Annotated in this window: 8 protein-coding genes and 1 riboswitch; of the genes, 4 read left to right on the top strand and 4 right to left on the bottom strand. The window is 74.9% G+C overall.

The genetic code is table 11. The features are described 5' to 3' along the window. The first annotated feature begins 43 nt into the window (after positions 1-43). Positions 44-148: riboswitch (cobalamin riboswitch) on the top strand. A gap of 83 nt (positions 149-231) precedes the next feature. Both cobN and bluB read left to right on the top strand, forming a co-directional pair. Beyond that, the gene (cobN, locus tag BJY28_RS10560; RefSeq protein ID WP_179462979.1) at positions 232-3,960 is read left to right on the top strand and encodes a cobaltochelatase subunit CobN; all 3,729 of its coding nucleotides are present in this window, start codon (positions 232-234) and stop codon (positions 3,958-3,960) included. Continuing rightward, on the top strand, positions 3,957-5,837 hold the full coding sequence (gene bluB, locus BJY28_RS10565; protein ID WP_343037059.1) for a 5,6-dimethylbenzimidazole synthase: 1,881 nt from the start codon (positions 3,957-3,959) through the stop codon (positions 5,835-5,837). Before cobN ends, bluB begins: the two co-directional genes overlap by 4 nt. A gap of 29 nt (positions 5,838-5,866) precedes the next feature. Here the strand turns inward: bluB and cobF are convergent, their stop codons facing one another. Then, a complete protein-coding gene (cobF, locus tag BJY28_RS10570; protein WP_179462980.1) occupies positions 5,867-6,667 on the bottom strand; it encodes a precorrin-6A synthase (deacetylating) in 801 nt (266 codons plus the stop codon). After that, positions 6,664-8,124, bottom strand: a complete 1,461-nt coding sequence (locus tag BJY28_RS10575; protein ID WP_179462981.1) for a cobyric acid synthase — start codon at positions 8,122-8,124, stop codon at positions 6,664-6,666. The genes cobF and BJY28_RS10575 overlap by 4 nt, the downstream gene beginning before the upstream one ends. Positions 8,125-8,200: 76 nt before the next feature. On the opposite strand from BJY28_RS10575, the gene BJY28_RS10580 reads away from it, so the two are divergent. Beyond that, complete coding sequence (locus tag BJY28_RS10580) at positions 8,201-8,824, top strand: histidine phosphatase family protein (RefSeq protein WP_179462982.1); 624 nt, start codon at positions 8,201-8,203, stop codon at positions 8,822-8,824. Between the two features lie 329 nt (positions 8,825-9,153). Next, positions 9,154-10,095, top strand: coding sequence for a hypothetical protein (locus tag BJY28_RS10585; RefSeq protein ID WP_179462983.1), 942 nt, complete (start codon positions 9,154-9,156; stop codon positions 10,093-10,095). Positions 10,096-10,105: 10 nt separating this feature from the next. Here the strand turns inward: BJY28_RS10585 and BJY28_RS10590 are convergent, their stop codons facing one another. Both BJY28_RS10590 and BJY28_RS10595 read right to left on the bottom strand, forming a co-directional pair. Continuing rightward, positions 10,106-12,028 (bottom strand): alpha-amylase family protein, encoded by a 1,923-nt coding sequence (locus BJY28_RS10590; RefSeq protein ID WP_246313389.1) that lies wholly within the window; start codon positions 12,026-12,028, stop codon positions 10,106-10,108. Positions 12,029-12,053: 25 nt separating this feature from the next. Further along, positions 12,054-14,066: a thioredoxin domain-containing protein gene (locus tag BJY28_RS10595; RefSeq protein WP_179462985.1), complete on the bottom strand. Its 2,013-nt coding sequence runs from the start codon at positions 14,064-14,066 to the stop codon at positions 12,054-12,056. Positions 14,067-14,108 lie beyond the last annotated feature (42 nt).

Raw genomic sequence — 14,108 nt, forward strand, 5'->3', positions numbered from 1 at the left:
GCATACGGCGGGCACCGGTTAGGCTGCCCGGGACCGACCTCGCACGGAACCCGGTGAGACTCCGGGACGGTCCCGCCACTGTGAGCCGCTCCGCGGCGCCCTCCGCCACCGGGCGGGCGCGCCCCTGGGGCGGTGGAGTCAGACACGTCGGGCCGGTCGGCCCGGCGCACCCTGCCCGGGTCCCCCTTCGAGCCGGCGGGGCGCGGACCCTGCCTGAGGAGCGCGCCACCCGTGCCGACCATCGCCCTGCTGTCCACCTCCGACACCGACCTGCTGTGCGCCCGCGCCGCCGAGGTGGACTACGTCTACGCCAACCCCTCCCGCCCCGGGCACACCGACATGGCCGAGGCGATCGAGGGCGCCGACGTCATCGTCGCCCGCATCCTCGGCGGGCCGGACGACATGTGCGACGGCTTCCGTCGGATCCGCGAGCACACCGACGTCCCGATGGTCGTCCTCGGCGGCGAGCAGACCCCGAACGCCGCGCTCATGGAGCTCTCCACCGCCCCGCAGGGCGTGGTCCAGGAGGCCCACCGCTACCTCGCCGAGGGCGGCCGGGAGAACCTCACCCAGCTGCACCACTTCCTCTGCGACACGCTGCTGCTCACCGGGGAGGGCTTCGAGCCGCCGCAGCCGCTGCCCACCTGGGGCCTGCTGGAGCGGCCCACGCCGGCGCCGCTGCTCGGCCCCGACGGCGCCGCCCTGACCCGGCCCCGGGTCGGCGTCATCTTCTACCGGGCGCAGTTCGCCGCCGACAACACCACCTACGTGCAGGCCCTCGGCGACGCCATCGACGCCGCCGGCGGTCACGCCGAGGTCATCCACGCCACCAGCCTGCGCGACGCCCCGGACGACCTCATGGCGCACCTGGGCACCCTGGACGGGCTGATCACTACGGTGCTCGCCGCCGGCGGCACCCGCCCGGCGACCGCCTCGGCCGGCGAGGACGACGAGTCCTGGGACGTCGAGCGCCTGGCCGCCCTGGACATCCCGATCCTGCAGGGGCTGTGCCTGACCTGGAGCCGCGAGGAGTGGGCCGGCAGCGACGACGGGGTCTCCCCGCTGGACGTGGCCACCCAGGTCGCGGTGCCGGAGTTCGACGGCCGGCTGATCACCACCGCCTTCTCCTTCAAGGAGCTCGACGAGGACGGGCTGCCTGCCTACGTGCCCGACCCCGAGCGCTGCGCCCGGGTCGCCGGGATCGCCGTCGGCCACGCCCGGCTGCGGCACACCCCGGCCGAGCAGCGGCGCGTCGTCGTCATGCTCTCGGCCTACCCGACCAAGCACGCCCGGATCGGCAACGCCGTGGGCCTGGACACCCCGGTCAGCACGGTGCGGCTGCTGCGGCAGATGCGTGAGGCCGGTTACGACCTCGGCGAGGGCTTCCCCGGGATGGAGCCGCTGCCGCCGGTCGAGGGCGAGGAGCCGGACACGACCGCGGGCAACGCCCTGATCCACGCGCTCATCGAGGCCGGCGGCCAGGACCCGGACTGGCTGACCCAGACCCAGGTCGAGGGCGCCACCGTGCGCATCCCGGCGGCGACCTACCAGGGCTGGTTCGACCGGCTGCCCGAGCCGCTGCGCGAGGAGATGACCGAGCACTGGGGCCCGGCCCCCGGCGAGCTCTTCGTCGACGCCGGGACCGACGCGAGGGCCCGTGACCCGAAGGGGGAGATCGTCACCGCGGCCATGCAGCGCGGCAACGTCACCCTCATGGTGCAGCCGCCGCGGGGCTTCGGGGAGAACCCGATCGCCATCTACCACGACCCGGACCTGCCGCCGAGCCACCACTACCTGGCCACCTACCGGTGGATCGAGGAGGGTTTCGGGGCGCACGCGATCGTGCACGTCGGCAAGCACGGCAACCTCGAGTGGCTGCCCGGCAAGACCCTCGCTCCCTCGGCCGCCTGCGGCGTCGACGCGGCGCTGGGCAACGTGCCGCTGATCTACCCCTTCCTCGTCAACGACCCCGGCGAGGGGACCGAGGCCAAGCGTCGCGCGCACGCCACCGTCGTCGACCACCTCGTGCCGCCGATGGCCCGCGCCGAGTCCTACGGCGACATCACCCGTCTGGAGCAGCTGCTCGACGAGTACGGCAGCGTCTCGGTGATGGACCCGGCCAAGGCGCCGGCGCTGCGCGGGGAGATCTGGACCCTGCTCAAGGCCGCCGAGATGCACCGCGACCTGGGCCTGGAGGACGCCACCGACGACGAGGTGCTCGGCGACGACTTCGACGACCTCGTCATGCACATCGACGGCTGGCTCTGCGAGATCAAGGACGTGCAGATCCGCGACGGGCTGCACGTGCTCGGCGAGGAGCCGGTCGAGGCCGGGCTGGTCAACCTCACCCTGGCGATCCTGCGGGCCGGGCAGATGTTCGGCGGCTCCGGCGACGGCATCCCCGGGCTGCGTGCCGCCCTCGGGCTGGCCGGCGGCGAGGGGGTCGAGGGCACCGCCCGGACCGACGCCGTCGAGGAGGTCGCCCGCGAGCTGGTGCAGGCGCTCGCCGACGCCGGCTGGGCCGGGGAGCAGGTGCCGGGCATCGTCGAGCGGGTGCTCGCCGGGCACGCCGACGACACCGCCCTCGGTCACGTCGACCTCGACCAGGTCGACCGGGCCGGGGTGGCGGCCTCGCTGCGCTTCGCGGCCGCCGAGGTGGTGCCGCGGCTGCGCCGCACCACCGACGAGATCCCGCGGGTGCTGCACGCCCTCGACGGCGGCTACATCCCGGCCGGTCCCAGCGGGTCCCCCCTTCGTGGCCTGGTCAACGTGCTGCCCACCGGGCGCAACTTCTACTCCGTCGACCCCAAGGCGATCCCCAGCCGGCTGGCCTACGACACCGGGGTGGCGATGGCCGAGTCGCTGCTGCAGCGCTACCGCGAGGAGGAGGGCGAGCTGCCGCGCAGCGTCGGCCTCTCCGCGTGGGGCACCTCGGCGATGCGCACCTCCGGCGACGACATCGGCGAGATCCTCGCGCTGCTCGGGGTCCGCCCGGTCTGGGACGAGCAGTCCCGCCGGGTCACCGGCCTGGAGCCGGTCGACCTCGCCGAGCTGGGTCGCCCGCGGATCGACGTCACGGTGCGCATCTCCGGCTTCTTCCGCGACGCCTTCCCGCACGTCATCGCGATGATCGACGACGCGGTGGCGCTGGTCGCCGGGCTGGACGAGCGCGACGAGGACAACTACGTGCGCGCCCACGCCCGGGCCGACGAGGCCGAGCACGGCGACGAGCGCCGCGCCCGCACCCGGATCTTCGGGTCCAAGCCGGGCAGCTACGGGGCCGGGCTTATCCAGCTCGTGGAGTCCGGCGGCTGGCGCGGCGACGAGGACCTGGCCGAGGTCTACACCGCCTGGGGCGGCTACGCCTACGGCCGCGACCTCGACGGCGCCCCCGCCCGGGAGGACATGGAGCGCTCCTACCGGCGCATCCAGGTCGCCGCGAAGAACATCGACAACCGCGAGAGCGACATCCTCGACGCCGACGACTACTACCAGTACCACGGCGGCATGGTGGCCACGGTGCGCTCGCTCACCGGGTCCGCGCCGAAGGCCTATGTCGGCGACTCCTCGACCCCGGACGAGGTGCGTACCCGCACCCTGCAGGAGGAGACCAACCGGGTCTTCCGCGCCCGCGTGGTCAACCCGCGGTGGATCGCGGCGATGCAGCGGCACGGTTACAAGGGAGCCTTCGAGCTGGCCGCGACCGTCGACTACGTCTTCGGCTTCGACGCCACCGCCGGGGTGGTGCCGGACTGGATGTACGAGACCCTGGCGAAGGAGTACGTGCTCGACCCGACCAACCAGGAGTTCCTGCGCCGGGCCAACCCGTGGGCGATGCACAGCATCATCGAGAAGCTGCACGAGGCCGCCGACCGTGGCCTGTGGGAGCAGCCCGACCCGGAGCTCATGGCGGCGATGCAGCAGGTGCACCTCGACGTCGAAGGGGAGCTCGAGGAGTGAGCGGGTCCGGCGCGGACGACGCCTCGCCCCGCTACGCCCGGCCGGTGCCGAGCGTCGGCGACGCCAGCAGCGCCGCCGAGCGTCGGGCCGACCCGGCCGGCTGGGCGATGGGCGCCGACGTCGTCGCCGCCCTGGACCAGGTCGTCGGCGGGCGCCGGGACATCCGCCGCTACCGTCCCGACCCGGTGCCCGAGGAGCTGCTGCGGCAGGTGCTCGAGGCCGGGCACGCCGCGCCCAGCGTCGGGCACTCCCAGCCGTGGCGCTTCGTCGTCGTCACCGACCCGCTCACCCGCGACCGGGCCGCGGCGATGGCCGACCGCTGCCGCCTCGACCAGGCGCACCTGCTCACCGACGACCGGGCAGCACGGATGCTCGACCTCAAGCTCGAGGGGCTGCGCGAGGCGCCGGTCGGGGTCGTCGTCGCCTGCGACCGGCGCACCCCGGCGAGCGGGGTGCTGGGCCGGGCCACCTTCCACGACGCCGACCTGTGGTCCTGCGCCGCCGCGGTGGAGAACATGTGGCTGGCCGCCCGCGCCCGTGGGCTCGGGATGGGCTGGGTCACCCTCTTCGAGCCGGCCGCGCTGGCCGATCTGCTCGGGCTGCCGGAGGGCGTCGAGACGCTGGGCTGGATGTGCCTGGGCTGGCCGGACGAGCGTCCGCCGGAGCCGGGTCTGCAGCGGGCGGCGTGGAGCCGGAAGGTGCCGCTGGACGAGGTGATCGTCCGCGAGCGGTGGAGCGAGGGCGCGGGCCCGGCGCCGGCGCGGTCCTACCTGGCCGCGCCCTCGGCGGACCAGCTGGTCTCGGCCACCGACGCGGCCGACGAGCTGCTCTCGCCGCCGGAGTCCCTCGGGGTGCTCGACCGGGCGATCTCCCGGGTGGTCGCCTGCGCCGGCGACGCGGTGGCGGGCGGGACGCTCGTGCTCGCCGCCGCCGACCAGCCGGTGACCGCGCACGGGGTGAGCGCCTACCCGGCCTCGACCACCCGCGACATCCTCGCCGCGAGCCTGGCCGGCACGTCGCTGGGTGCGACCACCGCCTCGGCCGGGGGGCTCGGCGTGGTCGTCGTCGACGCTGGCGTCGACGACGGCACCGACGGTGAAGTCGATACCGATGCCGACGACCCGGTCGAGGTGATCCACGCCGGGGAAGGGGGCGCGCATCACCTCGACCGCGAGGTGTCGTCGCTGCGGGACGCGCGGCCGCGGGACGCCCGGGGCGATCTCGTCGGCGCGGACGCGATGACCCGGGCCGACGTCGACCGGCTGCTGGCTCGTGGGAGGGAGATCGGCGCCGGGGCGGCATCCGACGGGCTGGTCTGTCTCGGCGAGGCGGGTGTCGGCAACACGACCACGGCGGCGGCGCTGGCGTGCGCGCTGCTCGGGCTGGAGCCGCAGGACGCGGTCGGTCTCGGTGCCGGCTCGGACGCGGAGATCGTCGCGCGCAAGCGCGAGGTCGTCGCCGCCGCGCTGGCCCGGACGGCGGGGCAGCGCGGACCGGGACACGGCGGTGCCCAGAGCGCGGAGACCGCGGGCGAGGACGCGCTGCAGGCGCTGGCCGCGGTGGGCGGGCCGGAGATGGCGGTGCTCACCGGTGTCGTGCTCGGTGCGGTGGAGCAGGGCGCGGCGGTCGTCCTCGACGGGCTCGCCGGCTCGCTGCCCGCGCTCGTCGCGGCACGGATCGAACCGGGCGTGCAGGCTCACCTCGTCGCCGGGCACGTCAGCCGGGAGCGCGCCCACGCGCTGGTGCTGCGCGAGCTCGGGCTGGAGCCGCTGCTCGCCCTTCGCCTGCGGGCCGGCGAAGGGGTCGGGGCCTGCCTGGCCGCCTCGATGCTGCTGCAGGGCCTGGCCGCGCGCCGGGCCACCGCCCGCACCCGCTGACGGTCGGGCCACCGCCCCACCCGCTGACCTCAGGAGAGGGTGTAGACGTCCATCACCCAGCCGTGCTGCGCGCGCAGCTCGGCACGCAGCGCGACGATCTCGTCGATGACGTCGGCCAGCCGCCCGGCGCGCAGCTCCTGCTGCGGCATCCCGACGTAGGCGCCCCACCGGATCGTCAGGTCCGGGTCCGAGCCCACCAGGTCCTGGCAGGCCAGGTGCCCGTCGAGCATGACGACCACGGTGCCGAGCGCGACCCCGGCCGCCCGTGCGGCGCGCCACTGCTCCACCAGTCGGCGCCCGGTGGTCACGTGCACCGGCTCACCGACCCGGTGCAGCACCACCTGGTGCTCGGCGGCCAGCGCCTGGAAGGCGCTGATCCCCGGCACCACGGTCACCTCGGTCGGCAGCCGCTCGCCGATCGCGTCGACGACGCGGATCGTGCTGTCGTAGAAGGCGGGATCGCCCCACACGAGGAAGCCGACGACGGCGTCCTCGGGCAGCTCCTCGATGACCCGCACGTAGGCGTCGGTGCGGGCCGCGTGCCAGTCCCGCACAGCCTGCGCGTAGCCGGTCGCGTCCCGCTCGGCGTCCGGGCCGCGACGGGGGTCGGGCACGGCGACGACCTCGGGCAGCCGCCCGTCCGCGCAGACCTCCCTGAGGATCGCCTCGCGCAGCGCCCGCAGCTCGTCCACCCGCTCGCCCTTGTCGGCGACGAGCACGACGTCGACCTCACGGATCGCGGCGGCTGCCTGCGCGGTGAGGTGCCCGGGAGACCCGGCGCCGATCCCGACGACGTGGATGCGCCGGCTCTGTTCCTGCGCAGCGCTCACCGCGCACCTCCGGCGGTGAGGGCGAGCAGGGCGTCGAGGTCGAGGTGGCCCTCGATCGCGTCGGCGAGGTCGTCGATCATCCGTTCCCTCCGGTCGGCGAAGGCGGGAGCGTCGACGCGGGCCCGCCACGTGGAGCCCGCGGCCGCGGCCGCGTCGGCGAGCAGCGCCCGCCGGAAGTCGTCGCTCTCCAGCGTGCCGTGCCAGATCGACCCGCGCACCGGCCCGACGCCGTGCCCCCCGGGGAAGTCCTCGCCGCCGTCAGGGGTGACGACGCCGTGGTGGATCTCGTAGCCCTCGACCGGGTTACCCCGCCAGGAGCCGTGCGGGCGGGCCAGCACCTTCTCCTCGTGGAAGTCCACCCGCCCGGGGAGCAGGCCGAGCCCGGGCACGGTGCCGGCGCCCCCTTCGTGCTCGTCGTGGATCTCCGCCAGCAGCATCTGGTAGCCGCCGCAGATCCCGAGCACCGGGGCGCCGCGGGCGGCGCGCTCGCGCACCACCGCGTCGAGACCCCGGGCCCGCAGCCAGGCGAGGTCCGAGGTGGTCGCGCGCGTGCCGGGCAGCACGAGCAGGTCCGCCTCGCGGGCGACGTCGGCGTCCCGGGTGACCCGCACCCGCACGCCGGGCTCGGCGGCCAGCGCGTCGACGTCGGTGGCGTTGGAGGTGCGCGGCAGCCGGATCACCGCGACCTCGAGCAGACCGCCCTCGGCGTCCTCGGTCGCGTCGTCGTGCCGCCAGGCGCCCACCGAGAGGGCGTCCTCGGAGTCGATCCACACGTCCTCGAGCCAGGGCAGCACGCCGAGGCCGGGCATCCCGGTGCGGGCGGTGATCTCGTCCAGGCCGGGGGCGAGCACCGCCGGGTCCCCCCGGAACTTGTTGATGACGAAGGCGCGCAGCAGCGCCCGGTCGTCCTCGTCGAGCAGCGCCCAGGTGCCGTAGAGCGCGGCCAGGACGCCGCCGCGGTCGATGTCGCCGACGAGCACGACCGGCAGCGAGAAGCGTTGCGCCAGGCCGAGGTTGACGTAGTCGCCGGCGCGAAGGTTGATCTCGGCGGGAGAGCCGGCGCCCTCGCAGACGACGAGGTCGACCTCGTCGGCCAGCTCGGCGTAGGCGGCGAAGGCGGCCTCGGCCAGGTGCCGTCGGCCGGTGGCGTACTCCCCGGCGGCGAGCTCCCCGGCGGGTCGGCCGCGGAGGACGACGTGGGCACGCCGGTCGCTGCCCGGCTTGAGCAGCACCGGGTTCATCGCCGACGTCGCGGTCACCCGCGCGGCCTGCGCCTGGAGATGCTGGGCGCGACCGATCTCGGCGCCGTCCTGGGTGACCATCGAGTGGTTGGACATGTTCTGCGCCTTGAAGGGGGCGACCCGCAGACCGCGGCGGGCCAGCGCCCGGCACAGGCCGGTGACGACGAGAGACTTCCCCGCGTCCGAGCTCGTCCCGGTCACCAGCAGGCCAGTCACGTCGGCGAGTCTACGGAGGCGGGCGTCGAGACCTGGCGGGGGCTGCGAGACCGGGGCTGGGGATAGCGTGCTGCCCGTGACCCAGGTGCATCTCGTCCGGCACGGTCGGACGACGTGGCAGGAGGCCGGTCGCGTCCAGGGCTCCTTCGCCGGGGAGGGAGAGCCGGTGCTCACAGACACCGGGCGGGAGCAGGTCCATGACGCGGCGGGTCACCTGCTGCGCTCCCTCGGCCGCGGTGAGGTACGCCTCGTCACCAGCGACCTGGCCCGTGCCGTGGAGAGCGCGACGATCATCGCCGAGGTGCTGGCGGAGGCGCGCACCGGGGATCGGGTGAACGAACCGCAGATCGAGCCCTGGGTCGATCGCCGATGGCGAGAGCAGCACCTCGGCACGATGGAGGGGCTCCGCCGCGACGAGCTGGCCCCGGAGCCGACACCCGAGGGTGCCGACGTGAGCGAGATCCGCTGGGCTGCAGGGGAGTCGCTGCGCGACGTCCACGACCGCCTTCGTCCGGCGCTCGTCGCGCTGGAGGCCACGCCTGCGGACGTCACCGATGTCGTCGTGGTCAGCCACGAGCACACGATCCGGGTCGCGCTCGCCGCGCTGCGGGGGCACCGGCACCCGTGGCGGAGGGTCGACTGGTCCGAGCCGCTGCCGCCTGGGTCGGTCCGCTCGCTGAGCCTCCCGGTGCTCGGCTGAGGGGGCCGCTCGGGGGTGCGCCGCCGCGGACGGTGACGCACCCCCAGACCTCCCCCCGGGGGCCAGTCGGAGCGCACGGCTCCGACGGGTCTCCACGCGATCCGTGCGTCGCGCTGAGGCCTGCCGCTGATCAGACCAACGCCGCTGATCCGGGTCAAACGGAGCGCAGAGCAGCAGCGCCAACTGTGAAATCGACAGGTGGTGAAGTTGAACGTCGACCGCCGTGACGCTCGTCGTGAGACGCCTTCTGCGGCCGTGGACACCCCCGATGGTGTCGGCTCCCATGGGGTATCTGTGAAAATTCCAACAATCACAGGGGAGGAGGGCCCGTGTCCGGAGACGTCGTGCGCGCTCGCGAGCTGAGCGAGCTGCTGCGCACCGGGCCCTTCCACCATGCCCTGCGCGCCGCGGTGGGCAACAGCGGGCTGACCCTGGAGCGTCTGCACCAGCGGCTGGCCCGGCGCGGCGTCCACGTGAGCATCACCAGCCTCAGCTACTGGCAGGCCGGGCGCAGCCGCCCCGAGCGCAGCGAGTCGCTGCGGGCGATCCGGGCGATCGAGAACATCACCGGGGTGCCGCCCCACTCGCTCACCGGTCTCCTCGGCCCGCCACGACCCCGCGGCGTGCGGGCGACGGTCAAGCCCGACCCGCGCAGCTACGACGGGCTGCTCGAGCCGGCCGACTCGGTCGCCGAGACCCTGACCGACCTCATCGGGCCGTGGGACGGGCAGCTGCGCCCCCAGGTCGTGGACGAGTCCCTCGTCCTGGACTCCGCCGGCGTGGTCAGCGAGCTGCGGGTCCGGGTGCTGGAGCGGGCGATCGCCCCGGCCCCCGACCGGCACCTGGCCGTCTTCGTCGGCGAGCCGGGCTCGGCGCCGGGGCAGATGCGGATCGAGCCGCTGGAGAACTGCCGCCTCGGGCGGGTCCGCCACCACCGCACGCAGCCGGTGATCGCCGCCGAGCTCCTCTTCGACCGGTCGCTGCAGGCCAGGGAGACCCACCTGCTGGAGTATCGGCTCATCGACGACAGCGCTGGGACCGCGAGCACCGAGTACCGGCGGGCCTTCCGCTACCCGGCCGACCTCTTCGTCCTCAGCGTCGCCTTCGACGACGGCCGGCTGCCCTCGCGCTGCCGGGGGATCGTGGAGGTACGTGACGACCCCGACGCCACCGTGGAGATGGAGCTGGGGCTGTCCGCCTCCCGGATCGCTCACCTCGCCCGGGAGGACGTCGACCCGGGCGCGGTGACCATCGCCTGGGAGTGGGAGTAGCCGGCAGCGCTCAGCCCGAGGCGGGCCCGAGCAGCCACAGCGCGGCGTGCGGCGGCAGCCACACCTGGTCGTCGCCGCCCCACGGCAGCGGCTCGCCGGTGAGCTCGTCGATCGACCCCTCGACGCCCAGGGCGCGGGCGCGATGGCCCGGCCAGGGACGCCAGCCGTCGGTGACGTTGTAGAGCTGGACCAGGGTGCCGAGGTGGTGGTGCCGGCTGAGCACGAGCACCCCGGGGTCGTCGACCGGCTCGACGAGGGTCTCCACCGAGCCGTGCATCGGCGCCAGCCGGGCACGGGTGCTCGTCAGCCGCTGCAGGTCGGTGAAGACCCGGCCGGCCACCGTGCCCGGGTCGTCGCGGTCGGCGGCCCGCTCCCAGTCCAGCCGCGGCCGGCCGGCCCACCGGTTGTCGTCGGCGTGGCCGGGCTCGTCCGCCCAGGTCGGGTCGTCCGGCTGACCGAGCTCGTCGCCGCTCCAGATCACCGGCACCCCGCCCCAGCCGACGACCAGCGCGTGCGCCAGCCGCAGCCGGTCGCAGGCCCGGGCGACCGCCGGGTCGCTGACCGGGGCGCCGCTCCCTTCGGCCGCCTGCAGACCGACCAGGGCCGCGGCGTTACCGCTGGTGCGCCGGTCGTTGGTGGCCGGGTTCTCCTGGAAGGTCAGCCCCCGCCCGTCCGAGCCGGGGAAGGCGCCGGTGTACCAGTCGGCGAGGAACGAGCGGTGCAGGCCGCCGGACAGCCCGACGGCGGCCGCGTCCGCGTCGCTGATCGCCCAGCCGACGTCGTCGTGCCCGCGCAGGTAGCTCACCCAGGTGGCGCTGGCCGGCTTCGGCGGCAGCTGGGCGAGCGCGTGCGCGGTCAGGCGCACGTCGCCGGTGGCCAGCAGCGACCAGGCCTGGACCATGAGCGAGTTGTGGTAGGCGAGGTCGCTGATCTTGCCTCTGTGCCGGCCGCGGCCGAGGTAGGCCACGAGCTCCTCGGGGGCGACGATCGCCTCGGCCTTGAAGGCCAGCGCCGGGCAGGCGATCCGGGCCAGCGCGCGCAGGATCTCGGTGAGCAGGTGCACCTCGGGCTCGCCCTGGCTGGTCGTGCCCAGCCGCTTCCAGATGAAGGCGATGGCGTCCAGCCGGAGCACCTCCACCCCGCGGTTGGCGAGGTCGAGGACGACCCTCGCCATCTCCAGCAGCACCTCGGGGTTGCTCCAGCGCAGGTCCCACTGGAAGGAGTTGAAGGTGGTCCACACCCAGGCGTCGGCCTCCTCGTCCCAGGTGAAGGAGCCGGGAGCGAAGTCGGGGAAGACCTCGGGCAGCGTCGCCTCGTAGGCGTCGGGCATCTCGCGGTCGGGGTAGAGGTGGAAGTAGTCGCGGTAGCGCTGGTCCCCGGCGCGGGCCGCCCGCGCCCAGGCGTGCTCGCGGGCCACATGGTTGAGCACGAGGTCGACCACCAGGCTGATCCCGCGCGAGCGCAGGTCGCCGGCCAGCGCCTCGAGGTCGTCCATCGTGCCGAGGTCGGAGCGCACCTCGGTGTAGTCGGCGACCGCGTAGCCACCGTCGTTGTCGCCGTCGCGCGGCTGCAGCAGCGGCATGAGGTGCAGGTAGCGCACGCCCAGGGCCTCGAGGTGGTCGATGCGCTCGCCCAGCCCGGTGAGGGTGCCGGCGAAGCGGTCGGTGTAGCAGGCGTAGCCGATCATGCTCGGGTCCTGCAGCCAGTCCGGGCGCAGCGTCCGGTCGAGGTCGAGCCGGTGCAGCTCGTCGCTGCGCTCCGCGTTGGCCTCGACGGCGAGGTCGAGCAGGCGCTGGACGACCCCCTCGGTGTCCTCGCCGTAGACCTCGCGGACGCCCTCGGCCAGGGTGGGCAGCCAGCGGCGCATCCGCGCGGCGACGATCTCGCGACGGTCGGCGGGCAGACGGTCCAGGTCCGGGGCGACGGAGGGCATGGCCGTCATCCTGCCAAGCCCGGGCTCAGCGCAGCGCCTCGGCCAGCGCCTCGGGGGTGGTCACCGGCGCCTCGCAGACGAAGCCTCGGCAGACGTAGGCGGTGGGCGCGCCGGCGACGGTGGGCCGGTCGGCCAGCAGCGGCTGCCCCAGGGCGTCCGTCCGGCCGTGGGCGAGGACCAGGCCGGGGGAGCCGCTGCGCCGGGCGACGTCGAGGAAGGGGGCGGCGCCCCCTTCGTCCTCGGTGTTGTCCTCGGTGACCACGGCGACCTGCAGCGGTCCGGCGACGGCGGCCTCGGCGACGGCCAGGGTCCAGCCGGCGAAGCGGGGCTCGGCCCGGGCGATCTGACCGGGCTGAGCCAGGGCGGTCAGCGCCGCCTCGCGCAGATCGGTGCGACCGGTGAGCGCGGCCGCGGTGAGCAGCGCGCCGGCGACGGCCGAGACCCCGGCGGGCTCGGCGTTGTCGGTCTCCGTGCGCGGGCGGGTCATCAGGGTCTCGGCGTCGTGCGCGGTGTCGTGCCAGGTGCCCGCCTCGTCACGGAAGCGGTCGAGGGCCTGCTCCAGCAGGTCCACCGCGGCCTCCAGCCAGCGCACGTCGCCGTCGGCCTGGTGCAGCGCGAGCAGACCCTCGGCGAGGTCGCCGTGGTCGTCGAGCTGCCCGTCGGCGCTGCTGGTCCGGCCGGCGATGCTCGTGCGGCGCAGCCGTCCGTCGACGAGGTGGGTGGCCAGCACGTGCTCGGCGCAGCGGGTGGCGGCCGCGAGCAGCTCGGGGCGCTGGAGCAGCGCGGCGGCCTCGGCGAGGGCGGCGATCGCCAGCCCGTTCCACGAGGTGACGACCTTGTCGTCGCGGGCCGGCTGCGGTCGTGCGGCGCGCGCGGCCAGCAGCCGCTGCCGGACGTCGTCCCACCACTGCTCGTCGGGATCGGCGAGCATCTGCAGGGTGGAGGTGCCGCGCTCGAAGGTGCCCGGCTCGCTCACGCCGAGCAGCTCGGCGGCCCGGGCGCCGTCGTCGGCGCCGAGCACGTCGGCGAGCTGCTGCGGGGTCCACACGTAGGTGGCGCCCTCTGTCGGCATCCAGGCCAGGTCGGTGCCGGCGACCGGGGTGTCCGCGTCGAGCGCGGAGGCGAAGGCGCCCTGGTCGGTGCCCAGGTCGCGCAGCAGGACGTCGGCGATCCCGTCGGCCACCCGGCGGGCGGTCGGTGCGCCGGTGGCGGCGTGCCAGCGGGCGTAGACCCGCAGCAGCTGGGCGTTGTCGTAGAGCATCTTCTCGAAGTGCGGGACCACCCAGGCGGCGTCGACGCTGTAGCGGGCGAGGCCCCCGGCCAGCTGGTCGTGCAGGCCGCCGCGAGCCATCGCCTCGCAGGTCTCCTCGACCATCGCCAGGGCGGACGTGGAGCCGGTGCGCGCGTGGTGGCGCAGCAGCCACTGCAGCACCATCGACGGCGGGAACTTCGGGGCGCCGCCGAAGCCGCCGTGGGCCGGGTCGCGGGCGGCGGTCAGCTGCTCGACGGCGCGCGCCAGGTCGTCCTCGCCGAGCGGCGAGGGGTTGCTCGTGGCGGTCATCTCGCGCAGCCGGGCGGCGATGGTGCCCGCCGAGGTGGTCAGCTCGTCGCGGCGGGTCCGCCAGGCGTCGCCAGCGGCGTCGAGCAGGCGCAGCAGGTCCCCCTTCGGCAGGTAGGTGCCGGCGAAGAAGGGGTCGCCCTCCGGGGTGAGCAGGACGGTCATCGGCCAGCCGCCGTGCCCGGTGAGGGCCTGGGTGGCCTGCATGTAGACCGCGTCGATGTCCGGGCGTTCCTCGCGGTCGACCTTGATGCTGATCCAGCCATCGTCGAGGGCGGCCGCGACCTGCTCGTCCTCGAAGGACTCGTGGGCCATGACGTGGCACCAGTGGCAGGCGGCGTAGCCCACGGAGAGGAAGATCGGCCGGTCCTGCGCCCGCGCGGTGGCGAGCGCCTCGGGGGACCATTCCCACCAGTCGACGGGGTTGTCCGCGTGCTGACGCAGGTAGGGGGAGAGGCTGTCGGCGAGCCGGTTGGCCATGCCCCCACCCTCGCACGCCCCCCTTCGCCCCGACCCACCGCT

Source organism: Janibacter alkaliphilus (genome assembly GCF_013408565.1).
GTDB lineage: Bacteria > Actinomycetota > Actinomycetes > Actinomycetales > Dermatophilaceae > Janibacter > Janibacter alkaliphilus.